24 protein-coding genes and 1 tRNA gene are annotated in these 26,445 nt (G+C 47.4%); 10 read left to right on the top strand and 15 right to left on the bottom strand.

Annotation, left to right across the window (positions count from 1 at the left end; all coding sequences use genetic code 11):
- Nucleotides 1-172: 172 nt before the first annotated feature.
- Complete coding sequence (hisH, locus tag SP90_RS04780; protein WP_066853147.1) at nt 173-814, top strand: imidazole glycerol phosphate synthase subunit HisH; 642 nt, start codon at nt 173-175, stop codon at nt 812-814.
- Nucleotides 804-1,583 carry an imidazole glycerol phosphate synthase subunit HisF gene (gene hisF / locus SP90_RS04775; RefSeq protein WP_066853145.1) on the top strand — a complete coding sequence of 260 codons (780 nt, stop codon included), beginning with the start codon at nt 804-806 and terminating at the stop codon, nt 1,581-1,583. Before hisH ends, hisF begins: the two co-directional genes overlap by 11 nt.
- 322 nt (nt 1,584-1,905) lie before the next feature.
- Here the strand turns inward: hisF and SP90_RS04770 are convergent, their stop codons facing one another.
- Nucleotides 1,906-2,673 (bottom strand): exodeoxyribonuclease III, encoded by a 768-nt coding sequence (locus SP90_RS04770; protein WP_066853143.1) that lies wholly within the window; start codon nt 2,671-2,673, stop codon nt 1,906-1,908.
- A gap of 183 nt (nt 2,674-2,856) precedes the next feature.
- Here SP90_RS04770 and SP90_RS04765 point away from each other — a divergent pair, with 183 nt between their 5' ends.
- The 3 genes from SP90_RS04765 to SP90_RS04755 all read left to right on the top strand — a co-directional run bounded on the left by SP90_RS04765 (nt 2,857) and on the right by SP90_RS04755 (nt 5,157).
- Nucleotides 2,857-3,924 carry a M24 family metallopeptidase gene (locus tag SP90_RS04765; RefSeq protein WP_066853141.1) on the top strand — a complete coding sequence of 356 codons (1,068 nt, stop codon included), beginning with the start codon at nt 2,857-2,859 and terminating at the stop codon, nt 3,922-3,924.
- 230 nt (nt 3,925-4,154) lie between these two features.
- Nucleotides 4,155-4,790 carry a tetratricopeptide repeat protein gene (locus tag SP90_RS04760; RefSeq protein WP_066853139.1) on the top strand — a complete coding sequence of 212 codons (636 nt, stop codon included), beginning with the start codon at nt 4,155-4,157 and terminating at the stop codon, nt 4,788-4,790.
- A gap of 7 nt (nt 4,791-4,797) precedes the next feature.
- On the top strand, nt 4,798-5,157 hold the full coding sequence (locus SP90_RS04755; RefSeq protein WP_066853137.1) for a SpoIIAA family protein: 360 nt from the start codon (nt 4,798-4,800) through the stop codon (nt 5,155-5,157).
- Between the two features lie 56 nt (nt 5,158-5,213).
- On the opposite strand, the gene SP90_RS04750 is transcribed toward SP90_RS04755, so the two are convergent.
- Nucleotides 5,214-6,431 carry an L-serine ammonia-lyase gene (locus SP90_RS04750; protein ID WP_066853135.1) on the bottom strand — a complete coding sequence of 406 codons (1,218 nt, stop codon included), beginning with the start codon at nt 6,429-6,431 and terminating at the stop codon, nt 5,214-5,216.
- 496 nt (nt 6,432-6,927) lie between these two features.
- On the opposite strand from SP90_RS04750, the gene SP90_RS04745 reads away from it, so the two are divergent.
- Nucleotides 6,928-8,160 carry an OmpP1/FadL family transporter gene (locus tag SP90_RS04745; RefSeq protein WP_066853133.1) on the top strand — a complete coding sequence of 411 codons (1,233 nt, stop codon included), beginning with the start codon at nt 6,928-6,930 and terminating at the stop codon, nt 8,158-8,160.
- 148 nt (nt 8,161-8,308) lie between these two features.
- On the opposite strand, the gene SP90_RS04740 is transcribed toward SP90_RS04745, so the two are convergent.
- On the bottom strand, nt 8,309-8,614 hold the full coding sequence (locus SP90_RS04740; RefSeq protein WP_066853131.1) for a Dabb family protein: 306 nt from the start codon (nt 8,612-8,614) through the stop codon (nt 8,309-8,311).
- A gap of 196 nt (nt 8,615-8,810) precedes the next feature.
- Between SP90_RS04740 and SP90_RS04735 the strand changes: the two genes are divergently transcribed.
- The 3 genes from SP90_RS04735 to SP90_RS04720 all read left to right on the top strand — a co-directional run bounded on the left by SP90_RS04735 (nt 8,811) and on the right by SP90_RS04720 (nt 13,170).
- The gene (locus SP90_RS04735; RefSeq protein ID WP_066853129.1) at nt 8,811-10,547 is read left to right on the top strand and encodes an AMP-binding protein; all 1,737 of its coding nucleotides are present in this window, start codon (nt 8,811-8,813) and stop codon (nt 10,545-10,547) included.
- Nucleotides 10,548-11,121: 574 nt separating this feature from the next.
- Nucleotides 11,122-11,943 (top strand): shikimate dehydrogenase, encoded by an 822-nt coding sequence (gene aroE / locus SP90_RS04730; protein WP_082936300.1) that lies wholly within the window; start codon nt 11,122-11,124, stop codon nt 11,941-11,943.
- A gap of 246 nt (nt 11,944-12,189) precedes the next feature.
- Entirely contained in the window at nt 12,190-13,170 is a 981-nt protein-coding gene (locus SP90_RS04720) for a stealth family protein (protein WP_066853125.1), read from the top strand.
- A 182-nt stretch (nt 13,171-13,352) separates the two neighbouring features.
- Here SP90_RS04720 and SP90_RS04715 read toward each other — a convergent pair whose 3' ends face one another.
- From SP90_RS04715 to SP90_RS04700, 4 genes are all read right to left on the bottom strand, one after another.
- Nucleotides 13,353-13,679 (bottom strand): P-II family nitrogen regulator, encoded by a 327-nt coding sequence (locus SP90_RS04715; protein WP_066853123.1) that lies wholly within the window; start codon nt 13,677-13,679, stop codon nt 13,353-13,355.
- Between the two features lie 18 nt (nt 13,680-13,697).
- Entirely contained in the window at nt 13,698-15,068 is a 1,371-nt protein-coding gene (locus SP90_RS04710) for an ammonium transporter (RefSeq protein WP_066853121.1), read from the bottom strand.
- 347 nt (nt 15,069-15,415) lie between these two features.
- Nucleotides 15,416-16,558 carry an NADP-dependent isocitrate dehydrogenase gene (gene icd, locus SP90_RS04705; RefSeq protein ID WP_066853119.1) on the bottom strand — a complete coding sequence of 381 codons (1,143 nt, stop codon included), beginning with the start codon at nt 16,556-16,558 and terminating at the stop codon, nt 15,416-15,418.
- Nucleotides 16,559-16,778: 220 nt separating this feature from the next.
- Nucleotides 16,779-17,561 (bottom strand): DsbA family protein, encoded by a 783-nt coding sequence (locus tag SP90_RS04700; RefSeq protein WP_066853118.1) that lies wholly within the window; start codon nt 17,559-17,561, stop codon nt 16,779-16,781.
- 409 nt (nt 17,562-17,970) lie between these two features.
- Between SP90_RS04700 and asnS the strand changes: the two genes are divergently transcribed.
- Nucleotides 17,971-19,356, top strand: a complete 1,386-nt coding sequence (asnS, locus tag SP90_RS04695) for an asparagine--tRNA ligase (RefSeq protein WP_066853117.1) — start codon at nt 17,971-17,973, stop codon at nt 19,354-19,356.
- Nucleotides 19,357-19,483: 127 nt separating this feature from the next.
- On the opposite strand, the gene SP90_RS04690 is transcribed toward asnS, so the two are convergent.
- The 8 genes from SP90_RS04690 to SP90_RS04655 all read right to left on the bottom strand — a co-directional run bounded on the left by SP90_RS04690 (nt 19,484) and on the right by SP90_RS04655 (nt 26,110).
- Complete coding sequence (locus SP90_RS04690) at nt 19,484-19,939, bottom strand: hypothetical protein (protein ID WP_066853116.1); 456 nt, start codon at nt 19,937-19,939, stop codon at nt 19,484-19,486.
- The gene (locus SP90_RS04685; RefSeq protein WP_066853342.1) at nt 19,932-20,948 is read right to left on the bottom strand and encodes a 4Fe-4S dicluster domain-containing protein; all 1,017 of its coding nucleotides are present in this window, start codon (nt 20,946-20,948) and stop codon (nt 19,932-19,934) included. Before SP90_RS04685 ends, SP90_RS04690 begins: the two co-directional genes overlap by 8 nt.
- Before the next feature lie 269 nt (nt 20,949-21,217).
- Nucleotides 21,218-21,373: a DUF1508 domain-containing protein gene (locus SP90_RS16940; protein ID WP_066853114.1), complete on the bottom strand. Its 156-nt coding sequence runs from the start codon at nt 21,371-21,373 to the stop codon at nt 21,218-21,220.
- 153 nt (nt 21,374-21,526) lie between these two features.
- Nucleotides 21,527-21,602: transfer RNA gene (locus SP90_RS04675), tRNA-Ala, on the bottom strand.
- A gap of 302 nt (nt 21,603-21,904) precedes the next feature.
- Nucleotides 21,905-22,366 carry a hypothetical protein gene (locus SP90_RS04670; protein ID WP_157471188.1) on the bottom strand — a complete coding sequence of 154 codons (462 nt, stop codon included), beginning with the start codon at nt 22,364-22,366 and terminating at the stop codon, nt 21,905-21,907.
- Nucleotides 22,367-22,393: 27 nt separating this feature from the next.
- Nucleotides 22,394-23,968 (bottom strand): DEAD/DEAH box helicase, encoded by a 1,575-nt coding sequence (locus SP90_RS04665; protein WP_066853109.1) that lies wholly within the window; start codon nt 23,966-23,968, stop codon nt 22,394-22,396.
- A gap of 119 nt (nt 23,969-24,087) precedes the next feature.
- Nucleotides 24,088-24,735: a precorrin-8X methylmutase gene (locus SP90_RS04660; RefSeq protein WP_066853107.1), complete on the bottom strand. Its 648-nt coding sequence runs from the start codon at nt 24,733-24,735 to the stop codon at nt 24,088-24,090.
- Nucleotides 24,728-26,110, bottom strand: coding sequence for a cobyrinate a,c-diamide synthase (locus SP90_RS04655; RefSeq protein ID WP_066853105.1), 1,383 nt, complete (start codon nt 26,108-26,110; stop codon nt 24,728-24,730). The genes SP90_RS04660 and SP90_RS04655 overlap by 8 nt, the downstream gene beginning before the upstream one ends.
- Nucleotides 26,111-26,445 lie beyond the last annotated feature (335 nt).

The following is a 26,445-nucleotide window of genomic DNA, read 5'->3' as shown; positions in this document are numbered from 1 at the left end:
TCTTTTGCCAAAATATATCCTGCCATGCTGCGTAATGCAAGCGGCCGCGTAAATACTTGCTCTTCTCCTTTGCGCCTGTTACTCCCACAATCTGAATCATTGTAAACTACTGCCGTATACTGCGATTATATGGCAATAGAACACCAACATACTATATAAGGAGGCCGCTCACATGCTCGCGATTCTTGAGTACAAAGCGGGGAACCAGACAAGCGTGAAACGTGCGCTTGATCATCTCGGTATCCCAAATAAAATTACAGCAAACCCAGATGAAGTGTTGGCGGCTCATGGAATTATTTTTCCAGGCGTCGGCGCAGCAGGTCAGGCCATGGAGGAGCTTGCAGCTTCCGGTCTAGAATCAGTACTGCGTAAAGCCATTGAACAGGAAAAGCCGTTGCTCGGTATCTGTGTTGGTTGTCAGATTATGCTCGATTACAGTCAGGAAGGTAATACCAAGACTCTCGGTATTATCCCTGGGCAGTGTAATCTGTTTAATGATGAATGGAAGGACATGAACGGTGAGCCGATTCGCGTTCCGCACATGGGCTGGAACAAAGTAACCCAGCATAAGCCATGCGAACTGCTTAAAGGCATCAGCGATGAAGACGAATTCTACTTCGTGCATTCCTACTTCCCAGATCCGGCACCGGAATATGTGATTGCCACAACCCAGTACGGCTTCGAGTTCTGCTCCATCCACGGTGGCCCGGGATTATGGGCTGTACAGTTCCATCCGGAAAAAAGCGGTCGCGCTGGCCTGCGCCTTATGAAAAACTTCTACAACTACTGTGAGGAGGCCGCTAATGCTAAGTAAACGTATTATTCCGTGCCTCGATGTACGTGATGGAAGATTGACCAAAGGCATCAAGTTTAAAGGCAACGTTGATATTGGCGATCCAGTGGAAACTGCCAAAAAATACTACGATGAAGGTGCCGATGAGATCGTATTCTACGATATCACAGCCTCCCATGAAGGACGCGGTATCTTTCTTGATGTTGTAGAAAAAGTTGCTTCCACAATTTTTATTCCGTTCTCCGTGGGCGGTGGCATTAACTCCGTACAAGACATGCGTGATGCCCTGAACGCAGGTGCTGAAAAAGTTTCCGTGAACTCCGGTGCTGTTAAAAATCCTGATATCATCAGCGAAGGCGCTGCACGATTCGGGAATCAGGCAATCGTACTGGGTATGGATGTAAAGCAGGTTCCAGTAACCGCAGATATCCCTTCCGGCTACGAAATCGTCATCCACGGTGGCAGAAAGCATATGAATATGGACGCCATTGAGTGGGCAAAGACAGCTGAAGCACTTGGTGCTGGCGAAATTTGCGTGAACTCCATCGATGCAGACGGTACCAAAGACGGCTATGAGTTGAATCTCACCCGTACCATTGCCGAAGCTGTAAGTATTCCGATCATTGCTTCAGGCGGTGCCGGAAACCCACAGCATATGTACGATGCCGTGACACAAGGTAAAGCAACTGCTGCGCTCATCGCCTCCATTGTTCATTACGGGGAATACACCATCCCTGAACTGAAACGCCAAATGTCCGCCATGGGCGCAAAAATGCGTATGAGCTGGTAGCAATTTTTGTAAGAAGTTTGCCTTTGGCGACTGGGCTGAAAACTTTGTAAAGTTTTCCCCCAGACCCCCTTTCAAACTTTTTACTCGCGAGTTGTTTCTTTTTTTAAGATCACCTCGCGGCTTTCGCGCCACTACCTTTCAAAAAAGTAAGGCTGTCCTTCAGATGAGGGACAGCCTTTTTTGTGATAGAAAGTTAGCTTTTTCGCGGCTTCCAATACCATAAAAATGCGGGTTGCTTCGCGTATAAATGGGTCAAGGGGCGAGCCCCTTGCGGGTGCAGGGCAGAGCCCTTGCCCGCCGGAGGCATTAAAAAAGCCTAAGACTAAATATCAAGTTCCAGCCAGACAGGGCAGTGGTCAGAGCCGAACTGCGTATCTTCAATCCAAGCGTCTTTGACGGCATCTTTGAGTTCGTCTGAGACAAAGAAGTAGTCGATACGCCATCCGGTGTTGTTTTTACGTGCATTGAATCGGTATGACCACCACGAGTATTTGTCGGTGGTGTCGGGATTCACATGGCGGAAGGTGTCTACGTAGCCGGCAGCAACAAACTTATCGAGCCATTCCCGTTCGATTGGCAGGAAACCGGATGTTTTTTCGTTTTGCTTCGGGCGTGCGAGGTCAACAGGCTTGTGTGCAGTGTTGAAGTCGCCGCAGACCACGATTGGCTTTGTTTTACGCAGTTCTTCTGCGTGCGCCAGAAAGGAGTCGTAGAAACCGAGCTTGTATTCAAGCCGGTCATCGCCTGCCTGCCCGTTCGGGAAATAGATGTTGAAATAGTGGAATGCATCAAACTCAAGATGAATGACTCTTCCTTCTCCTTGGTATGCGGGGTCGGGAAGATCGTAGCTTACGCTGAGCGGTTTTATTTTGGAGAAAACTGCTGTGCCGGAGTACCCTTTTTTAACGGTTGAGCCGAGCCAGTAGCTGAAAACACCTTCGGGATGTCTGTCCTCTTCGGCAATTTGCTCTGGCATTGCCTTTGTTTCCTGCACACCGACAATGTCGGCTTCATTTTCTTCGAACCATTGCCACTCTGGCTTTTTCCGTACAGCGCGAAAGCCGTTCACATTCCAGGAAGTAAGTTTCATTTCCGTTTCCTTAAGCTGGTAAAATTTGCTGTAGAGAAGGTAGCCCAGTGATAATGAGTCGTCAATCAGGAATTATTCCTGATTGATGCCTTGCCTGAGTATATTGTCAGGAGTATGGTGATGCACTGTGCACAGAACATGTTACGGATAGAGAACCATCCTTTGACAGGAGACGTATAGAGTATGAATCAGGTATGCCAGACAAGGCGCGAGAAGCTTCGCGCGCTAATGCATGAAAAAGGTATTGATGCACTTTTTATCAGCCATGAGGCTAACCGGTATTATTTGTCCGGTTTTGAGCTGCATGACGGGCAGAAGAATGAGTATGCAGGCTATCTGCTGATTACGAAGGACGGAAAAGACTGGCTGTTTACGGATTCCCGATACTGGGATGCTGCAAAACGGCTGTGGGATGAGTCCCGTATCTATATTTATCGTGCGAACCCTGCCGGCTCTATTAATGAGCATATTAAGCAGCTTGGCTATGGCACAATCGGTTTTGAGTCGAAGACCATTCCGTATGCATTCCAGAAGAGCTTTTCAGAAGGGTTGCATTGCGTTGAAGGCGACGGCTTGGTTGAAGAGCTGCGAATTATTAAAGACGAGCATGAGATTGCATGTCTGAAGGAAGCGTGTGCCCTTAACCATAAGCTGATGCAGTGGGTGCCGTCTGTTTGCAGACCGGGACGTACTGAAAAGGCTGTGGCGTGGGATATTGAAAAGTTTTTCCGCGATCATGGCGCGAGCGAACTGGCATTTTCTTCTATTGTTGCTGTGGGGCCTAATGCTGCTCTGCCGCATGCTATCCCCGGTGATACAGTGATTAAAGAGGAGTGCCCTGTGCTGATTGATGTGGGGTGCCGTCTGAATGATTATTGTTCTGACCAGACCCGTACTATCTGGGTCGGCTCCAAACCTTCGGATGAGTTCCAGCAGACTATGGAATTTGTGCGTACTGCGCAGGATGCGGCTATTGCAGCCATGAGACCGGGAATGCCTGTTAAAGAAGCACATGAAGTTGCTGTGAAGGTGTTTGAAGACGCCGGAGTGGCTGATGCGTTTACCCATTCATTAGGTCACGGCATTGGTCTGGAGACCCACGAAGCCCCGTCTGTGAATATGCGTTCGGATGCTGTTTTGAAGCCGGGAATGGTGATAACTGCCGAACCGGGATTGTATTATCCTGAGTGGGGTGGAGTGCGTTGGGAGCACATGGTTCTGGTAACAGAAGATGGTGTTGTACGCATGTAACTATACAGCGGATAACTGTTGTATGACATTGTTGTCATTAGTTTTCTAGACTTTCTAAAGCCTGCAATACCTTTTGGGTAGTGCAGGCTTTTTTGTAATCCTGAGACTCCAGATAATCCTCTCTGTTATCCCATCCCTAATCTGTTTTATCAACGTTCCGGCGGCTCGCGAGTGCTACAATTGCCCACAGTTAAAACAGGTTTTGGATCATGGCCACGGGAGGGCATGGTATGACAAAGATAGTTCAGTTTTTCGCACTGGTGTTGTGTTTGTGTCTGCTCAGTGTTTCGCTTGCATCGGCAAAGAAATATACCCAGCAGGAATGCGATAAGTATTACTTCTCCGCGCAATATGATGAGGCATATCAATGCATCCGCTCAATGGCAAAAGAAGGTGATCCGCAATCACAGTTTAATCTGGCTGTGCTGTATCATTTAGGGCAGGGTGTAAAGAAGGATACATCGAAAACTATCTACTGGCTGACCCGCGCTGCAGAAAACGAGCACCCGAATGCACAGTTTGGCGTAGGTGCTGCGTATGAAGCCGGTTTTGGAGTAGATAAAGACCTTGGTATTGCAGCAAAGTGGTACTTACGGGCTGCCAATCAGGGTCACCCTGCTGCACAGACTAACCTTGGTGTTATGTACGGTAACGGTGAAGGTGTTGAAAAAAATCTTGTTGAAGCAATGAAGTGGTTCAGGCTTGCGGCTTCAAGTGGTAGCAGTAAAGCAAAGCGCAATGCAGAAGTGCTTGAGCAGCATATGTCCAAAGAGGATCTTATTGAGGCGGATGCGCTGGCTGCAGCTTGGGAGCCGGTGATTTTGAAGAAGTCGATTCCGCTGCCTGATTCATCTGTTCGTAAGTGAGGTAGACATGCTGAAGTTACTGGAAGGATTCGGTGATGAGACCATTGCCATTGAGACACACGGCGAAATAACACGCAGTGACTATGAAGAAGTGCTGATTCCCCGTGCAAAAGAGATTTTAGAGACGTATGAAAAAGTGAAATGCTTTATGCATATTACTGAAGGCTCAACCTATTCAATGGGAGCAGTGGCGACAGATACAGTGTTTGGGTTACGTCATCTTTTTGCGTGGGAAAGAATCGCTCTTGTGACCGATGTAGAATGGGTGCATAAAGCTGCCGGATTCTTTTTGCCGTTGATGCCGTTTGAGGCAAAACTGTTTTCTGAGAAGGAATATGAGTACGCGAAAACGTGGCTGGAAAGCTAGAGACTCGTTCTTTTTACAAAATAAAACGGGCTGCTTAAGATAAGCAGCCCGTTTTTTTATTTTGGCGTTCGACAGCGCCCTGCATAGGCTTTTGCAAGCCCGCCTGTGGAGGTTTCCCTGTACAGGCTTGGCAGATCGTGCCCTGTTTGCTTCATAACGTGTACAACCTCATCAAACGTAATGTGGTGTGTGCCGTCTGAAAGAATAGCCATCTGTGCGCAGGAAAGTGCGCGGGTAGCAGCACAGGCGTTACGTTCGATGCAAGGAATTTGCACCAGTCCGTCTACCGGATCGCATGTAAGCCCTAAATGATGCTCAAGCCCCATTTCTGCTGCATATTCGATTTGGCGTAGCGTACCACCAAGCAGCTCTGCCGCGGCACCTGCCGCCATAGCGCATGCTGATCCGACTTCACCCTGACACCCGACCTCTGCACCGGAAATTGAGCCATTAAACTTAATGACATTACCGAACAGGGCTGCTGTTGCCAGCGCTCGTAAGATATCGATACGTTTCAGCTGCTGCTGTTCCTGCAGGTAATAGAGCACTGCCGGAACAACGCCGCTTGCGCCGCAAGTAGGAGCGGTGACAATGATGCCGCCGCCAGCGTTTTCTTCTGATACAGCAAGAGCGTATGCGGTGATAAGCCCTGTCTGCTGCATATCTTCAGAGGCATTGCGGCATCGTCTGAGATAACGCCATGCCTGTCTGCTGAGGCCGATTGAACCCGGTAAAACACCTTGGTTTTCAAGACCTTTTTTTACTGCAGATTCCATTGTTTCCCAGACAGTATCCAAGAAATCAAAAATTGTTTCCCCTTCGCATTCCACTACATATTCCCAGTACGTGATGCCTTTTTGCGAACAGTACTCCATAATATCTTTGACTGTCGTGAGCGGGTACACCGATTTTTGCTCTTGTTCCTCTTCGCCGAGTTCGCGAATTGCGCCCCCGCCGACACTGAAGAACGTACGAGTTCCTAACAGTTCCCCTTGTTCATCAAACGCTTCAAATGTCATGGCGTTTGGATGTTGCGGCAAACATTTTTCAGGATGCCATTGTATTTTAGTATACTCCTCACCAAGCACTTCCAGCACAGCCTTATCAGTAAGGTGTCCTTTGCCGGTTGCTGCAAGGCTTTCGTACAGATGTACAACATACCGGTTTGCATGTGTATATTGCTGTAAAAACAGTTCTGCAGCCTTTTTTGGGCCCATAGTATGGCTGGAAGAAGGTCCTACACCAATTCTGTACAATTCACGGATGGATTCCATAACAGCTCATCTCCATTTCAAATGTAGAATTGCCTGCCGCTACGACCCCAACACTGCGGTTTAACAATTTTTTACATTTGCAATAAACCAATTTTCTGTGTTCATCACCAGTGTCTTGCACACAATCAAAATCTCGCTCGAGAAGCAAGCTTTTCTCAAAGGTTTTTTTCTATCTCCCTAAAATGCCTGAACACTGTTCACTGCACGCATGTGCGTAGAAGCTATTCTAAATAATAGCAAAACTGCTTTTTGAGATACAAAGACTCTCAAATAGGATGGATAATAGTAACACTCTCAGCAGTGTATGCGACTGTGTTTTGAAGTGCTGTCTGGTGCGTAATATCTTGAATTAGCTTGCAAAAATAGAGTTTTGTTATTAGGTGAGTGCTACTTCATTTCTGCTTAAAAATGACTGAATCGAACGAGGGACGACACGCTTGTGGAGGCAACTTAAGGGGAACGGTTGTCTTACTTTTAACTCACATTAGGAGAGAATGTGACTCGTCGTGTAATCCAACTTATTGTTATCTGTTCTGTGCTGCTTGTTGCTGTAGCTGCGCAGGCTGCCGGTTTTGGTATCTACGAATACAGTGCCCGTGCAAACGCGCTGGGTAACTCTGTAATGGCCGGTAAGGCCGACCCTTCCTCCATTGCGATCAACCCTGCTCAGTTGACTGAACTGGAAGGGACTCAGTTTGCGCTTGGCGTAAGTGGTATTTACCCGTCTGCCACCGTTAAAATTGATTCACCTGCTGAAGATGCAGGCAGCTACGATGGTGAAAGTAGCCTTTGGACTATTCCGCATTTTTACGCAACTCACGCCCTTACTGATGACGTGTATGTCGGTGTTGGTGTGTTTTCACGCTTCGGTCTTGGGACCAAGTTCGATAGTGACTGGCCGGGTGCAAGCGATGTGCATGATGTGCGCATTCGTTCCGTGTCAATCAACCCGCTTATCGGCTACAAGGTAACAAAGAACTTCTCTGTTGCCATCGGGCCGGAAATTATGTGGTTTGACTTCATGTTGAAGAAGAAAACCGGTCACCCGATGATTCCGGGCTATCTTGATACTAAGATGTCAGGCGACAGCTGGGGTGCAGGCGTTTCCGTAGGTGCCCGTTACCAGATCACAGAATGGCTTTCTGCAGGTGCAAGCTACCGTTCACAGGTCACACAGAGTGTGAAAGGTGATATCAATATGGATGCTGGAAGCAACAGAATTAAAGATACCAGCGCATCCGGTAAAATCACTCTGCCTGAACAGGTTGGCTTTGGTATCAATGTGAAACCGACTGATAAATTAAGTGTGGAAGTCGGCGCAACATGGATTGGCTGGAGCAGCTACAGTGAGTTGAAGGTTGAGTTCGAAGGCGGCCCGTTTGTAAAGAAAAGTGATTACAAAGATACTTGGCGCTACAATGCAGGTGCAGAGTACGCTTTGACTGAAAACTGGGATGTACGTGCAAGTTATGTGTACGATAACTCCCCGTTGAACGGTGACAGCCTGAGTTACATGGTTCCTGCAAACGATCGTCATCTGTTTGGCTTTGGTGCCGGTTGGCACAATGAAAGCTGGTCTGTTGATGCGAGCTACAACTACCTCCTCATGAAAGAACGATCTGCAACCGTACATGTAACTAAGTCCAACGGTATGCCGTATGCACAGAAAGGTGAGTTCAAAGATGGTGATGCACACATCTTTGGTCTTACTGTTGGCTACAGATTCTAATTGTTGCGCTTGAACGCAGCATTGTTGCAAGTAATAAAAAAGGCTGTCCTTGTGTAAGGACAGCCTTTTTTTGTTTTTTTGTCAGGAGGCTCTGTGAAATATAGGGTTTTCGACAAGGTACGCTTGCCGTACCTGACTAGCGAACATGCTAAACAACAAAGTCGATTGCTTTGCGGGAAGCGATAACTTTTTTGATGAAGTTTACGCATTCAACGTGCAGGCGGTGCTGGTTGTAGTTTGCAAGACCTTCTTCATCATCGTGAGTGGAAAGAAGAACTACCTGCACATCTTCCGTTGTAGTGCTGGCAAATTCCATGGATACATCGATGGTTTTAAGGGAAGGGATTTTGCCTTCAAGATTGCGGAGCATAGAAACTGCTTTTGCTGCGTTTTCGGATGCGGTTGCGCCTTCAGCTTCTTCTTTGAATGTAAACCAGACAATATGTTTAATCATGGGATAATCCTTCTATGAAATAATGTAGTACACGTATTCTTATGCTCAAAGGGTCTAAAAGGTCAATTGAGGGGGGTGGGAGTCAGGGACAGACTGACATGCCGTTGCAGAGTTGCTCATCTTCGCGTAGAGACAAATCGTTTGGCAGTGAACAGTATTTATCGGTTTGAAAGGATGACTTTTTTACGGAGCCTTCATGTACCCACTTACAACGTATACACTCACGGCAGTGCTGGAGCGCAGTGCTGATTTATTTTCTGATCACCCCGCTCTGTCGAATGTCGGCGGTGTTCCTATTACGTACAAGGAATTTGCCACTGCTGTTCAGGGCTTGCAGGGTGTACTTGTAAAGCACGGGATTGTTGCCGGTGATAAGGTGGCAATTTTAAGTGAAAGTACTCCTAACTGGGGTATTGCGTATTTTGCCATTACCGCCATGGGGGCTGTGGCTGTTCCGATTTTGCCGGATTTTCATCCTGATGCTGTGCACCATATCATCCGTCATTCTGAAGCCCGCGCAGTTATTGTTTCTCAAAAACTGTTCTGCAAGGTGGAAGACGGACAATATGATGAGCCGCCTGAATTATTCCTTATGGAAACATTTTCTCCGGTTGCATTTGATGAAGAGCCTCAGAAGCTTAAAGAGCTGAAGAAAGCTGGATTACGTGAATTTCGTTCTATTATGGAAAAGGCTCGTGATCTCACCCAGAAGTTTATTGAGCGCGAACATGCTGAAAAGATAGAAGGCACAATCAGCCTTTTTTCTGCAGACAACAGCGTTGCCCCTGATGATGTGGCGGCGATTATTTACACATCCGGTACAACAGGTCACTCCAAAGGGGTAGTACTCACCCACGAGAACATAGTTTCCAATGCGTATGCCGTGCGCAATATTGTAGAAGTGGGGCCGGGTGACAGATTGCTCTCAATTCTTCCGTTATCCCATACGTATGAATGTACTTTGGGGCTTATCCTGCCCCTCATGAACGGTGCCCATATTTATTACATGGATAAGCCGCCTACAGCACGTGCGCTTCTTCCTGCTATGGCGCAGGTTAAGCCGACTGTAATGCTTTCTGTCCCGCTTGTTATTGAGAAAATTTTTAAAGCTGCAATTTTGCCGAAGCTGACCGGAAGCTGGTTTAAGCGCGTATTGTACAAAGTTGCCCGTCCGAAGCTGCATGAAATAGCAGGGAAAAAGCTGCTGGCAACATTTGGCGGTAGCCTGCGGGTGTTCTGTATCGGCGGTGCAGCCATTGCACCGGAAGTAGAACGATTCTTAAAAGAAGCGCATTTCCCGTATGCCATCGGCTACGGTCTTACAGAAACCAGTCCGTTGCTTGCGGGCACAGGCCCTGCGCAGACTCGTCTGCAATCGACCGGATATAAGTTGTCCGGTGTGGAGTTGAAGATAGATAACCCGAATCCGAAAACTGGAGAGGGGGAGATTCTTGCCAAAGGGCCTAGCGTGATGCGTGAGTATTACAAAGCGCCTGAGATAACCAAATCTGTATTTACCGAAGACGGGTGGTTCCGTACCGGTGATCTGGGTAAATTTGATGCTGACGACTACCTGTACATTCGAGGTCGCCTTAAAAATGTTATTGTAGGGCCAAGCGGCGAGAACATTTATCCGGAAGAACTGGAGGGCATGATTATGCAGTCTCCTTGGGTTCTGGAAACAATTGTGTACGAGCAGGACAGAAAATTGATTGCCCGTATTCACATGGACAGAACCAAAGTGGATGACGAGTTCGGTAACTTGCACGCGGCAAAAGTCGAAGAAAAAGTGCTGAAGCTGCTTGAAGAAATTCGCGTCAGTGTGAACAGCAAAGTGGCTGGATTCTCAAGAATTGTGAAAGTCATTGAGCAGACCGAACCGTTTGAAAAAACACCGACACAAAAAATTAAACGCTACTTATACGTTCATTAGCTGCGACAGAATATATTGCGTATACTGACAAAAAAATTGTCAGTTCACTGCGATAATTGTACGCAGTTGTAGAGAAATAACAGAGCCAGACTCGAAAATACCTTGTTGGTATGGTTGAGTCTGGCTTTTTTAGTGCTGTGCAGTGAGTTTTAGGGAGATTACGTTTCATTTGCTGGTTCAAAAATTTTTTCTAAAGCCCTTGGAATTGGCGGAAGCATTTTCCGAAGTAAAAATTACTTTACTTAGATTGATGGTCTGTAAAATGAGAGTGTTTGTCTTACCTTTTGTTTTTACAGTGTTTTTAGAAAATACTGTTTTTTAGAAAAAGTTGGCACGCAGGTTGCTAATATGAGAGTACCTTCTTTTTTTCATCTAAGGATTCAGGGTAAGGGGTGGCTCCCCTTAACCAAGTTTTGAAAGCGGAGTGTCTGTCAAACACTCCGCTTTTTTTTGTGGTCTTTTTTGCTCCATGCCTGCCTGTCCCCCCTGTACCTTGTGTTTTTTCTTGGCTACAGTATTCAATCATACAACGATAACGTGTGCTGATGTCAGTACGTCTACTGAAGGAAAAAACATGAACGCCATACCAGAAAAATTATACGGAATAATCGGGCATCCTCTCGGTCACACCATGAGCCCTGCGTTGCATAACAGCGGGTTCTCCATGTTTTCCCTTCCGTCAGTGTATATGGCTTTTCCGACTCCACCGGAGAAACTGGCTGATTTCATGACTGCTTTCCGCACGCTTCCGCTTTACGGAGCAAGTGTCACCATTCCTCATAAAGAAACGGTCATGGAGTATGTGGACAGAATTACCCCGCGGGCAACGCTGGTGGGGGCTGTGAATACACTTTACTGGGACAATGGTGTTCTGGTGGGAGACAATACGGATGTACTGGGCTTTATGGCTCCGCTTATAGATAGCCCTGCAACGTATTCCCGCGCGCTTGTTCTGGGAGCAGGTGGTGCTGCAAAGGCTGTACTTGCAGGCTTGAAGGAGCTAGGTGTCCACAATGTTACCATTTGCAACCGCACTGCGCACAGGGCGGCGAGTCTTGCTGTTCAGTTTGATGTGGATTGCGTTGATTGGGATGCAAGAGGAATCGTAGAAGCAGATCTTGTGATTAACACCACGCCTATGGGCATGGCAGGTGATCATGTTGATAAGACAACATTTGCAGAAGAGATGTTTACAGGGAAAGGCACAGCCTATGACCTTGTCTATAATCCGCTGGAAACTGTATTTCTACGCACTGCCAAAGCCGCAGGCTGGGAAACCATAGACGGTTTGCATATGTTCGCAGCGCAAGGGGCGGAGCAATTCCGGCTCTGGACAGGCGAAAATATCCCTCACGATCATATCCGCAACCTTGTGACAGACATGCTCAATCTGTAGTCTGTTCCTCTTCTCTACGTTTCTTTTTCATTGTTATTTCTCCCTGTGGCTGATGGAAAAACCCATCAGCTAACAGGGGCTTCGTGCTATGCTTATTGAGTAGGGTCAGGCTGTTTGTGCTGTTGTTTTCGGTGCAGGAACAGCCTTCAGGTTTACCAGTAGCATTGTTTTTTATGATCGAACGTACTGTTCCTCCGGCGTGTTGTCTGGGGATGGTGTGCAGATTGGAAGAAACGTGGAATAGCAATGAACAGCGATTTTCCTGTCGATATAGTATACCCTTGGGTAGATGGTAACGACCAGAAATGGCTCGAGAAGAAGGAGTTGTACGCCCGAAGGAAAAGTGCGGCGAATCTTGAAAGCGCAACTGATGAGAGCAGATTTCGCGATAATAATGAGCTGCTGTATTCGCTTCGTTCCGTAGACCGCTATGCCCCGTGGGTGAACAGGGTGTTCATTGTCACAGACGGACAGGTACCGTCTTTCATAAATCTGGATGCGGTTACTATTGTTGACCACAAAGACATTTTTCCCAGCCAGACCTACCTTCCTTCGTTTAACAGCAACGCTATTGAGATGTGTCTTACCCAGATAAAAGGTTTGGCAGAGCATTTTTTACTTTTCAATGATGATGTGATGTTCGGGAACAAGGTTTCCAGAAGCGATTTTTTTGATGATTCAGGAGCACCTGTTATCTGGGGTGTAACAGAAAAACGCCCCATGAAGGATTGTCTTACTGTGCGGGATGACATGGGAGATCTGGATGCAGCCGTTGCGAACACCCGCTGTGCTTTTATGGAAAAAGGATACGGGTTCAAGCCTGTTAAGTTCAGACATACTCCCAAGCCGATCCAGAAAAAAATGGCTGATCTCTTGCTGGATACCTTTCCTGGAGAGTGCGAAAAGACATTTATTAATCGCTTCAGATCCCGTGATGATTTTATTTTTTCAAGTGCGTATTGCTTGTTGTGTCTCGATTTAGGTGTAAGCAGGATGGTTAATATCGGCGGAGTGAATAAGGCGTTTGCCATGTTGACGTTTGATCTGAAGCATGTAGAAACAACTGCGGGAAACAGCAGGTTCAGAAAACGGTTGGCGTTAATACGATACTGTAAGCCGAAAACATTCTGCATAAATGATGCGGAAGACACAACCGAAGAGGGTGTACGTATTACGCAGCGTTTTTTGCGACGCCTGTTTCCTGATAAATCAAAGTTTGAACGGTAAAAAAGCGAAAAAAGTCAGGTGCAGACATGGGGTAGGTATGTCTGCACCTGACTTTTTTATGTGTTGAACTGCACAAATCTGTTTACTAAGGCAGTGGGACTATCTCTGCTTATCAGGTAGCTTCTTATTAGGCAGCGCCTTGTAAGGCAGAGAGCTGTCTTTTGTAACAGTAGTTGGACGAGTTACAACGGTTCACCAGTACGAATGCGACGCACGTTGTGAATTTCCTGGAAGTAGATAATGCCGTCGCCTTCAGTTTCGGTGCGGGCACCGGTTTCTATGGCAGAGATAGCATCATTGAGTCGTTCTTCTTGAACAACCAGTTCAATTCGCAGCTTTTTAAGAAGGTTCACTTCTTCTGTGACGCCACGGTAGGTTTCTGTAAATCCCTTCTGCTGACCACTGCCAAGAATATTGGTGACAGACAGTCCAAAAAGGTCTCTTGCGAACAACTCCTGCTTAACCTGCGGGAGACGTTCCGGTCTGATAAAAGCAACGACATTTTTCATTGTTTTTCTCCGATCAGGTTATTCGACACTAAAAATCTGGAAACCGTTGTAGGCTTCTGAGCCGTGTTCGGTAATATCCAGTCCCTTAATTTCTTCAGCGCGGCTTACACGTAAGCCCACTGCATTATCGACAAGTTTAAAACAGACGGTTCCTGCACCGAATGCCCAGAGGAAAAAGGCTGCAACTCCGAGCAACTGCACTCCGAACAGGCTGAGATCGCCGTTGTAGAAGAATCCGGTAGCAGAGCCGAATTCAGGCGACGCAAACAGACCTACTGAAAGAGTACCTATTGCACCGCAGACGCCGTGCACAGAGATGGCACCTACCGGGTCATCCACACACAGAATGGTGTCGATAAACTCAATGGAAAGAACCACTGCTGAGCCGCAAATTCCACCCACAATAATTGCGCCGAAAGGTGAAAGTTCGCTACATCCTGCGGTTACACCTACCAGTCCGGCAAGAATGCCGTTCATGGTCATGGATGCTTCAGGTTTTCCAAAGCGTGTCCAGACGGTACACATGGCTGTAATCATGCCTGCACAGCCAGCTAAGCTGGTGTTTAAGGCGATATAGCCGATGCTGCCGTCTGCCATTGTGGTTGAGCCTGCGTTAAAGCCGAACCAGCCGAACCATAAAATAAAGACGCCGAGTCCTGCCATTGGCATGTTGTGTCCAAGAATGGCACGGGGTTTTTTGTCCGGCATGTATTTACCGATTCTTGGTCCCACAGCGATGGCACCTGCAAGGGCAATCCATCCACCAAGGGAGTGAACCACTGTTGATCCAGCAAAATCTACAAACCCTAAGGATTCGAGCCAGCCGGCGTTTCCGCTGAGTCCACCCCATGCCCAGTGGCCGGAAATAGGGTAGATAAGGCCTGTCACTAGTACACTGATGACAATGTAGGCCTGAAATTTTGTTCGTTCTGCCACGCTGCCGGAAACAATGGTTGCAGCAGTGGCGGCAAAGACAGACTGGAAGAACCAGAAGGTGATATCAAAGTCCCTGCTGGCTGACGGGCCGTCAATAAATGACAGGAAGAACCCGTCTGTTCCGAATAATCCGAAAAAGTCTCCACCAAACATCAATCCGTACCCGATCATGAGAAACAGCATGGTGCCGACGGCAAAATCCAGCATGTTTTTCATCAGAATATTACCGGCGTTTTTTGATCGGGTGAGTCCGCATTCAACCAGTGTGAATCCGGCCTGCATAAACATAACAAGCATGGCAGCGAGCAGAGTCCATACTATGTTCGCGTTTGTTTGTGTAAGGTACACCGCCTCCTCTTCCGCATGTACCAACGTTGCGCTTGCTCCAAGCGCTAAAACGGTCATAACCGCAACCAACCCTGATCGGGACAACGTGCTTTTGCACACAGACATAGTAACCTCCTGCTTTTCAGATTTTGCTCTGAATAAAGCAGGGTTTGTGCCAATGTTTGTAACTGTCTGTTTTTATTAAATGTAATTGAAAATGGATTTTTGCATATTTTACAAAATTGTAAATTATGACTCTTAAAAAATGATTTTTTGAGCTTAAATTTACAATTTTGTAAAATTTGACATTTTTAAAAATACTTCATTCGTACTTGGCATTGCTGCCCGATGTTTCTAATCGTTCTTCTTAAATAAAAGAGAATATTCCCTCGCATTGTATTGAAAGTATTTGAGAATAAAAAAAGGGTGGCTCCAAGCAGAGCCACCCTCGTCGTTTGTTTTAACGGATACGATTACAGGAGACTTCCTACCAGTTCGCCGAATGCTTTACAGCCTACGGTCTTCGCGTTTTCCATCTGGCTTGCAAGGTCACACGTTACTGTTTTTGCAGAAATAGCTTTGCTTACTGCGGTATGGATAGAATCCGCAGCTTCAGTCCAGCCAATATGCTCTAGAAGCATTGCACCGGATAGAATAAGGCTGCCAGGGTTTGCCATGTCTTTACCTGCAATAGTCGGTGCTGTGCCATGAGTCGGTTCAAAGAACGCAAGGTCATCAGACATGTTTACGCCCGGCGCAAGGCCGAGGCCACCAACCTGCGCTGCGAGTGCATCAGAAAGGTAGTCGCCGTTGAGGTTGGTAGTCGCCAGAACAGAATATTGCTCTGGTCGGATGAGAGCTTCCTGGAACATTGCGTCTGCAATGCGATCTTTTACGACAACTTTGCCCTCAGCAGGGGCATCTTCTGTCGTTGTCTGGGCAGAAAACTCGTCTGCAGCTACATCGTAGCCCCACTGGCGGAATCCGCCTTCGGTGTACTTCATGATGTTGCCTTTATGAACAAGGGTGACACTCGGTTTTCCCTGTGCCACAGCAAATTCAAGAGCCTTACGTACCAGCCGCTTGGAACCGTTCGGGGTTATTGGTTTTAAACCAACACCCGCTGTCGGGTTTACGGTGATGCCCAGTTCATCATTGAAAAATGCGATAAGACGTTTTGCCTCATCACTGCCGGACTCGAATTCAATACCGGCGTACACATCTTCGGTGTTTTCACGGAACACAACCATATCCACGAGATCAGGACGCTTAACCGGTGACATGATGCCGTCGTAATAGCGGATAGGACGGATACATGCGTACAGATCAAGTGTTTGTCTCAACGTGACGTTGAGGCTTCTGAACCCTTTACCTACAGGTGTCATGAGCGGGCCTTTCATGGCGAGCTCTGCATTTTGCAGCGCAGTCAACGTATCCTGCGGCAAGTATTCACCTGTTTCGTTAAATGCTTTTTCTCCGGCGAGAAGCTCCTTAAATTCCAAGGAACGTTCGTTACCGTACGCTTTTTCGATCGCAGCAGTAAGAACCGGACGTGCGGCTTCCCACACCTCTTTCCCGATCCCGTCGCCTTCGATAAAATACACTGTTTTTTGCACGGATGAACTCTCCTTGTGACATCTAAAAGTCTGATTTGAACAGGAACATAGCCTGAATGTTATATCCTTTGCAAGCGCTCTGAGTTCAGTATTTTACTGGTTTTGCTTACTATACTAATATAGTTACAAAATTGTTATTTATAGTTTTGGGTAAAAGGAAGCCTCCGGTAGTTATACCGGAGGCTTTAATCTGGCAGGTAAGGGGGCTTGCTCCCCGTCTCTATTTTTTGTTTTCGTGATCCAGCGCGATCTCTACTGCTTCAGAATACAGATCAAGCGGCAACGCACCGCGAATGAGGATGTTGTTCACGAGGAAGTATGGTGTACCTTCAAGCTCAAGTGCTTTTGCATCAGCCATATCTTCATCGATGATTGCATTTACAGGCTCAGTGCGTGCTTCTGCTGCGAGCTTTTCAGGATCAAGACCTACTTTTTCAGCTGTTTTTTTCATAAACGGTTCACCCTCTGCAATAAGGGTTTCGCGGTTTGCGAAAAATTCATCATACAGCTTCCAAGCCTTTTCAGGATCAAGATTGTTGGCAGCTACAAAGTACTGTGATGCCATACGGGCATTTTCGTGGGAAGCAAGCGGGTAGTTTTTGAAAATAAAGCGTACAGTTTTGCCGTAATGTGACAGGAGGCTGTTGAGGGTAAATGCTGCGCGTTCGCAGTACGGACAAGTGAAGTCAGAAAATGCAATAATGGTTACCGGTGCGTCTGCATTGCCGCGGATAGCACGGTCATTCAGCGCTACTTCTTTAGGTACTGCTACGTCTTGTTTCCACTGCGCCTTCATGGCTGCAATTTTTGCTTTGGAGTTGCCCTCACGCAGTGCAAGAAGCACTTGCTCACTGTTTTCGCGGATAATATTAAGTAAAATTTCCGGGTTTTCACGCAGGATGGATTCTACTTGAGCTTTTAATTCTTTATTATTTTCAGCAGATGCACTGTGCGGGATGAAAAGAAGCAGTGCAAGAACTGCTATAAAAATTCTTTGAACCATGCGTCCTCCGGACAGGTCTTTCAGAAGGTTAACGTGCAGAAAAAAAGAATCGTCGTGACAGGCGAGTCAATTGAGAATGAAAAGATGTCTCATTCTTTGTATTTTTGTACTGTTTGCCCCAAGCTCTTACAATAACGCAAGGCATTTCTTTTTTCAGCTACAGACAAAGTACGAATATACATAGTTCGTATCAGTGGAATTGAGTCAATATAATTGGCCTCATGCAACTCCCGTTAGTTCTGTTTTATCCCTGATTTCAGGAGGTAACACGATGAAAATTCTCCCCATTCATACAGTAATATCAAATTGCAGTGGAGATACAAGTCAGTTATAGAGCATCAATACCAAGTAAATAACGGTGCTGTGTATGGTGCCGTATACCGCTATACGACTGTAAGGAGACAGGGACATGCGTAGAACCCCCATTGTTGATGCATTGCAGGCAGAAGAGGCTTCCAAAGAAATAAAGATTTGCGGTTGGGTTCGAACCCGCCGTGATGCAAAAGGTTTTTCATTTCTTGAGCTGAATGACGGCTCTTGTCTTAAAAACCTGCAGGCAATTGTCGACGAGGCCGTACCTACGTACGAGATCATTAAGGATGTTACCACAGGCGCAGCTGTTGAAGTTCTTGGTGAGCTTGTTCCGTCTCCGGGTAAAGGACAAAAGTGGGAAGTGCGCGTAACTAAGCTCGCTCTGCTCGGTTCTGCTGATGCAGATGATTTTCCATTACAGAAGAAGCGCCATTCTGATGAATTCCTTCGTCAGATTGCACACCTTCGTCCTCGTACTAATAAATACGGTGCAGCATTCCGTATCCGTTCTGAAGCTGCCTTTGCAGTGCACAAATTTTACCGTGACAAAGGGTTCTTCAATGTTCACACCCCGATCCTTACCGGTTCTGACTGCGAAGGTGCAGGGGAAATGTTCCGTGTTTCTACGCTGCCTGCTACAGGCGTAGAGGCTCCGAAAGAAGGCTCTGTATTTGATAATGACTTCTTTGGTCGTGAAGCAAACTTGACTGTGTCCGGTCAGCTGGAAGCAGAACTTCTGGCTATGGGACTTGGCAAGGTGTACACCTTCGGCCCTACCTTCCGTGCTGAGAACTCCAACACACCGCGTCACGCTGCTGAATTCTGGATGATCGAGCCGGAAGTTGCTTTTGCAGATAACGTTGACAACATGGATCTTGCGGAAGAAATGACCAAGTATGTTGTTAAGCACATTCTTGAAAATTGCGCCGATGACATCGAGCTGTTCGCAAAATTTGTGGACAAAGAGCTTATGGGGCGTCTTGAGAATATCATCAACGAACCGTTTGCCCGTGTGAGCTACACAGAAGCTGTTGATTTACTGTTGGCTGCCAAGAAGAAGTGGGAATTCCCTGTGGAATGGGGCATTGACCTTCAGACTGAGCACGAGCGTTACCTCGCGGAAGAGCATTTTAAAAAGCCTGTAATCGTATATGATTACCCAAAGGATATTAAAGCGTTTTACATGCGTCTTAATGATGACGGAAAAACCGTAGCTGCCATGGACGTGCTTGTGCCGCGCATTGGTGAGCTTATTGGTGGTTCCCAGCGTGAAGAGCGTATGGACGTGCTTCTTGAGCGTATTAATGAAATGGGACAGAATCCGGAAGATTACTGGTGGTACACTGACCTGCGTCGTTTCGGTTCCGTGCCGCATGCAGGATTTGGAATGGGCTTTGAGCGTCTGCTCATGCTGGTGACTGGTATTACAAACATTCGCGACGTAATTCCGTTTCCACGTACTCCGCAGCATATCGAATTTTAATTTACTGCTTCAGCACATTGACATTAAAAAGGGCTGTTTTGCTTCTGCAAAACAGCCCTTTTTCTGTTGTCTCCCAGCATTGGTTAATGCTGGAGTCAAACAGCCCCTCCCGACGTGCGGAATCGGTCTAAATGCGGCGTAGACTCTCCGTTTGCTTAGTGTAGCTTCGTCTTCCTGTTCGTGCGCTCCAGAGGGCAGCGACACCGAGAAGCATAGCGAACAGGAGGTGTGTCCAATCTATAAGCATGGTGAACGTCGGTGAAAAATGAATGTCAGGTAGGTTTTTAACTACGCGGATGTAGCCAGTACATATGAGCAGCGCCAGCAGGGTAATGCGAAGTGTGCCGGACGTCGTCAGTGGTTCTCTGTCTGCGAACCATCGGATTGTTATTACGGCAACCATGAACATGAGCACTGCTGCGCCTGCATAGTGCACCCAATGAACCGTAAACGGTTCTCCAAGCCATGCAAGACCGGGAATATCCGCTACATAGTACCGTTTAAATATGGGCATCTGTCCCATGCCTGTGATTGCCATAAGCGTCATTACCGGCACCCAGAGTTTACGGATGAGATTAGTCATTCTGTTTCTCCTTGCGGGCGTCAGAGAAGATTTTAAGCACACCTGCTGCGATACCGGCTAGTGGCGCAGCAATAAGGGCAGACGTAAGTGTTTCTTCGTTGGCCATGGAGTTTTTAACCGGAGCAAGATTTGGTCTTCCTCTTCCTTTCTCAATGGCGTTGTTGATTTTTTCAAATGGCACGGGTGATACATAGATTGTGTTGGTTCCGCCATTTTCATCAAGGCCGTAAATGTAGCCATTCATGGAAGCGGCAAGCGCTTTAGCGTGTTTAATCATCATGCTGCGAGGGCCGATGGTCTGTATATCTTCAGGGCAGGCTGTGATGCATGCCGGTTCTTTTCCCTCTGCTATCTTGTCATAGCAGCGGTCGCATTTGAGCATGGTTCCGTTACCGGCAAAGCGGGGAAGCAGGTCAAGATATAGTCCGGCTCCGCTCTGGCGTTGGGGAATGTGCCACGGACAGACTGTACGGCATTTTGCGCCACCAAGGCAGATATCTTCATCAATACGTACAATGCCTGTGTCTTCCTTGAGTGCTGCACCCCACGGGCACAGGTTTGCACATGGCGGGTTGGTACAGTGCAGGCAGCGCCGAGGAATATTGAGTTCAAAGTCTTCGCCGTCATGTTCCAGTTCTGCTGTCTGGATGTAGAGCCAGTTGTACGGGGTGAGGCGGTCGTCGACGTCTTTTTTGTCTGACCAGTCCTCCACTTTTACGCGTGGCGGGAACATCTTAGGTATCGGTTTTCGCACTGTGGGATATTTGTGCGCGTTTGATTCTTTGCAGGCGGCAACACATTCTCCGCAGCCGACACATTTTGATATGTCGAGTACGGTCATAAGCTCTTCCTGTTTTTCTGTGTTCTGTGCCTCTGCAGGTTTTGCTGCAGAGGCACAGGCGGCGGCTCCGGCAGCACTGAAAACTTTCAGGAAAGATCTACGTGAGAATGACGGCCGTCGGGAGAGTGGCGAATTGGGTGTTGACTCGATCACAGAGTGTTTTCTCATATGAGTACCTGTTGGCGGCGTCATGCTTATCCTTAATAGTCTTCAGCTTGAGCGCCAGTAATGTTGATATGGGTATCAGCATGACTTCATATGCCGGAGCAAAACGTTGAGAAGCCACCGCATTTGGCGAGGGTGAAGCATTATAATGTGAGAAACAATGATCTAGGTTAAGAGAATTGACATAGATATAAAAAATGCTCCGCAGAAATCTGCGGAGCATTAGAGTAGGCGAGGTGAGAGATGTCTGTACGGCACATGGCGAAAGACTGTTAGTCAGAAAAGCCGTGCCGCCTGGCATGTTCTAAACATTCTTGTCTGGTTTCGTATCCTTTGGGGGATGCGCCGACAGTTTTTCCGTTGGCTTCTTTTCTTCGCCAACGCCATTGTTGAGCATAATCTTTGTAAAAGTCCCATTTCTCTGTCACGGGTCTTCTCCCGTTACCGGTACCTTGCCATTGTTATACGGGATACTCTTTTTATAGTAATGCTATTTTGCATGATTATACACTGACTACAATGACGTGTGGCAGCAACAAAAAAAGGCTTACAGAATATTCTGTAAGCCTTTGCAATCAATGTGGTGGAGCTAAACGGGGTTGAACCGATGACCTCTTGACTGCCAGTCAAGCGCTCTCCCAACTGAGCTATAGCCCCACATCGTGAAGTCGGTGTTTAGCGGACTCCGGCTGTTTTTGTCAATACAAAAATATGAAAAAAGTAAAAACAGCAGAGAAAATCAGCAACTATGCATAACGGATAGAAGCGTGACTGAATTATGCATAAAAATAACAGAAAAGCGTAAAGAGAAAATCGTCAGCGCCGATATGCTTAGTAACTAAAGACGTTTTACTACCTATGGGGATAACCTCCCACAAAAAAGGCGACCAGTTGCGAGGTCGCCTTTTTTTGTGCTTCAAGATCACGATCACAATGTGCTGCATGCACTCGTGATAAATCTAGTTAGCAATAAGTTTTTGAAAAATAAGGTTGTATGTAGAGCGGATTGAGAGAGCAAGTTTAAGAGTAATGTACTCTCTACGGCTGGAATCTTTCACGAGCTGATCTGTCAAGAAGTCAGCCACGTTGGAAAAGTTTGATGTGCCGTGCTCCGCCAGCAGGGTGTTATATACTTCTACGCTGCGAAAGAACGTGGTTGCATTGCCTGCTGCGTCTTTCTCCAGATTGTTGTCCTTACAATAGGTTGAGAAGAAGCGTTCATAATCGTCCGGAAAAGATTGCTTAAGTGCAAGTTTCCAAAGTGCGTAAAACAGCGCTTTGAGTTCTTGCTTGGCTTTTCTTTTACGCAGGAAATGAAACTTCCCCAGTTCAAACACCATGAGCTCGTTGCTGATATCGTACGTTTCAAGCAGTGCATCAAAGTTTTCGAATAAGTCGGATTCCGCATAAGTCGTCTGCACTAACTGCACCATCCTGTAAGAATTAATCTATGACTTGTCAGCGCTCCTCGGCGAAGGTTTTCTGCGGCGTGGACGCGAGTTGCGTTTCTGCTGCTGAGAGCCTTGTGAGTTACGCTGCCCCCTCTGATTGCTGCTACCCTTGCTGCGCTCTTTGGAAGTTTCCGGCGCAGGCGGCGGGGAGTGCAATGTCTGCTGGTACAACTCGTCAAGAAGTTGCGCAGCCAGAAGAAGCTGTTCGTCATCTTGAGAAAGTTCTTTAAGAAGTGGAACAAACCGCTTCATTCTCTCTTTCTCAAGGCCGGTTTTACCGCGTAATTTACCTTCCAGCATTGCTGTAAGGCGGAGTCCGGCAACCTTGGCAACATCCTCATCTGTCGGAGTTTCGCGCTCCTGAAGAGAGATTTTGTAGTAATTGCCAATGCGCTCCAGTTCCAGCTTCTGCATAATATCTACAAGAGAAATTACTTCGCCGCTGGCACCCGCACGTCCAGTACGGCCTGCACGGTGGATGTAGGATTCACGATCTTCTGGCGGTTCATACAGAATTACGTGGGAGAGCTCCGGAATATCAATACCGCGCGCGGCAACGTCTGTTGCCACAAGGAAGCGTACGCGACCTTCACGCAGTTTTTTGAGTACTTGTTCGCGTTTTGACTGGGACAGGTCGGCAGAAAGTTCGTCAGCATCATAGCCAAAGCCTTTGAGTACGGCTGTTACGTAATGAACATTGGCTTTGGTGTTACAGAAAATGATGGCAGAAGACGGGTTTTCCACTTCCAGCACACGTACCAGAACACGGTCTTTATCCATTGGCTTTGCGTTGTAGAACACATGTGGTGTGTCTACGACGTGCACCTGCTGGTGCGAAAGACTCAGCATGGACGGCTTATGCATGAACTCTCCTGCAAGCTGGATAACTCGCGGAGGGTAGGTTGCAGAAAGCAGGAATGTTGAACGTTTTCGCGGCAGGTAGCTTTTGATTTCAACCATGTCCGGATAGAAGCCGATGGAAAGCATTCTGTCAGCTTCGTCAAAAACAAGAATACGGGTCTTGGAGAGGTTCAAAGTGTGCCGGATGAGATGGTCGAGTACGCGACCCGGGGTGCCGATAACTACATGGGCACCTTGCTTCAGCTTTTCAACCTGCTTGCCGTAACCGACACCGCCGTAGACGGCACAGGATGAAATTCCGGTATCTTTGAACAGAGTGGATGCTTCGTATTCAACCTGCAGGGCAAGTTCTCGTGTCGGCACAAGTACGAGCATTTGAGTGTAATCTTTGGATGTGTCTACCCGTTCCAGCGCAGGGAGAAGATATGTTCCGGTCTTGCCGCTGCCTGTGCGTGACTGCACCATGATGTCCCGTTTTGCCAGCTCGTACGGAATAGCATGAGCCTGTACAGGCATAAGCTTGTTCCATCCTGCACGGGTACAGGCTTCGCGGATGGCGTCCGGGAGTTCTTCCAGTGTGGTCGGCGGCAGCGCATCTTCCGGCTCAGTGATGCCTGTAATTTCTGCGGCAATTCTGTCCGCAGGGTCTACAAATTGTTTCTGTTTTTTAGGGGCTTCATCTGAAACGCTGTTACGGGGTTCGTCAGTCATAGTACATCCTGTCAGTCAAAGGACTGTTAATTAGCAAAATCAAAGCTCCACAGAACACTATAGCAGGTGTGGCATGTTGCTGCAACTTGCTGGAAAAATAGTTAATAAATGGTAGCGGACTATGGAGTGGAGGCAAGTATCGCCAACGCGTTTACTGTGGCGGCTGCCAATGGAGAACCGCCTTTGCGTCCGCGAATGGTTATATAAGGAACACTGGATTGTGCAAGAAGTATTTCTTTGGATTCAGCGGCATTAACGAAACCGACGGGCATTCCGACGATCAACGCAGGAGGTGTTCCGCCTTGTTCAAGGTGCTGCATCAGGCGGATGAGTGCGGTCGGAGCATTGCCGATTGCCATGATGGAACCGCCGATTTCCGGTGCTGCTGCATCCATTGCGGCCTGAGCGCGCGTTGAACCTGTTTCCTGTGCTTTGGCAACAACATCCGAGCGGTTCAGCAGGCACTGTGTGGTGCAGCCGAATGGACTTGTGCGACGGGGCGGGATGCCGGAACGCGCCATTTCTGTATCAGTAAAAATAGTACAGCCGTTTTTGATAGCTTCTACACCGGCCGCAATGGCCTGCGGGTGGATAACAATATGGTTGAGCAGATCAAAGTCGGCAGTGGTGTGAATCAGGCGGCGCGCAATAGTCCATTCGTCACCTTCAAACGGGCGGGGTTCCGGTACTTCGCTGTCGATGATTTCAAATGATCGTTGCTCGATATTATCCGGTGAAAAGAAGGGCTGCAGTGTTGTTTTAGTCATGAACATTCCTTGCTTGTAAACAGGCTTCTACAAATGCTTCGGGAACTTTTGGTTGTGAAGCAAAGTGCAGATGCACATATGATCCGACAGTGTTGTTGGAAACATAGCCGGAGGTTGAAGTTGGTGCGCCTTTTCTGTCAGTTACTGCGTAAAGCGATGTGTGCGGAGCGTTTTCTTCCGCAAATGAGTAATGAAATTCGTGGCCGCGCGCGGTTGTGCCTGTACCTCCCAGAATGGAATCTGCCGTTGTGGTTATTTCTCTATATCCCAGTGCCCTGCGGCGGTTGTCCATTGTGCATTGTATGTTGAATATGCCGCACATGGGATACGTGGCAGCATCAGTTGTTATCTGCTGTGTCAGATACATGAAGCCGCCGCATTCTGCATACACAGGCTTTCCTGATTCTGAAAATGCGCGGATAGCCGAACGCATGGTAGCATTAAGGCTTAATCTTTCTGCATATAATTCCGGATATCCTCCGGGCAAGTACATGCCGTCAATATTTTCTGGAAGTACGTGATCATTCAGTGGAGAGAATGGAACAATGTCTGCCCCGTTTTTTTCGAGAAGCCGTAAATTATCAGGGTAACAGAAGCAGAAGGCTGTGTCCTGCGCCACTGCAATACGAACGTTCTTTTCTGGTTTGTGAGCAGTTTCAGCAGACACGGTACGTTTTGGAAGGTTTGCGAGTAGCTGATTAAAATCTATGCTTGCTTCAGCCCAGTCGGCCAGTTTTTTGATGCGCTCAGCTGAAAGTACGCCTTCTTCTGCTGTGACCAGTCCCAGATGGCGCGATGGTAAGGTTATTTCCTCGTTTCGCGGCATGCACCCCGTCAGCGGTATGTCTGGACAGTATGTTTGCATGGCTTCATGGATGAGGCTTTTATGATTGGCACTTCCCACCTTGTTTGCAATGCATCCAGCGAATGTAAGCTCGGGATCAAGAGTAGTGAATCCGTGCGCCACAGCTGCAAAAGATCGCGCCATTGAGCGCCCGTCAATGACCAGAAGCACCGGAGCGTTAATCCACTTTGCTATTTGTGCTGTGGAACCCTCGTCGCTGCTGCCGCTTGCTCCGTCAAAAAGTCCCATTACCCCCTCGATAACAGCAATGTCCGGCTGTGTCCCTGTTTCAGGATTCATTGCTGAGGCATAGGTAGCGAGGCATGAGTCTTTCGAAAGCATCCAGCCGTCAAGGTTGATGCTTTTGTTGCCGGTAACGGCTTTGTGTAATCCCGGATCGATAAAATCTGGCCCGCATTTAAAGGGCTGTACGGTAATGCCTCTGCGTGTAAGTGCTGTCATAATGGCGAGGCTGACGAGGGTTTTTCCGCTGCCACTTTGGGTGCCGCCAATAATGATTGATGTGTGCATAAGTATTAAGCTCCGGGATGCTAGCTGTATTTTATGATTCTACAGCACCTATGGTGACGCTGATAATGCGTTCAAAGAATCAGAGTGTATAAAAAAAACACATAAGATAGAAGTTTTTTACTCAGCGGGAGGGAATGAAGGGTTAGAAAAAATATTGTGGTAGAGTGATGGTGCCCATTGCATCTTACAATGTTTGAATAACAAACATGATGTATGAAGAAGTGAGAACGGTGTTCATATGTTATATTGTATTTTTTTATACAACATAAAGTTTGTAGATTATAAGTTGTGCTGTCTCTGGTAGGCTTGTGAATGTCTTTTAAATATAGCACGAG

The organism is Halodesulfovibrio spirochaetisodalis (genome assembly GCF_001672295.1).
GTDB classification, from domain to species: domain Bacteria; phylum Desulfobacterota; class Desulfovibrionia; order Desulfovibrionales; family Desulfovibrionaceae; genus Halodesulfovibrio; species Halodesulfovibrio spirochaetisodalis.
The sequence above is the reverse complement of the archived record's forward strand: the minus strand, read 5'-3'. Positions and strand labels throughout refer to the sequence as shown.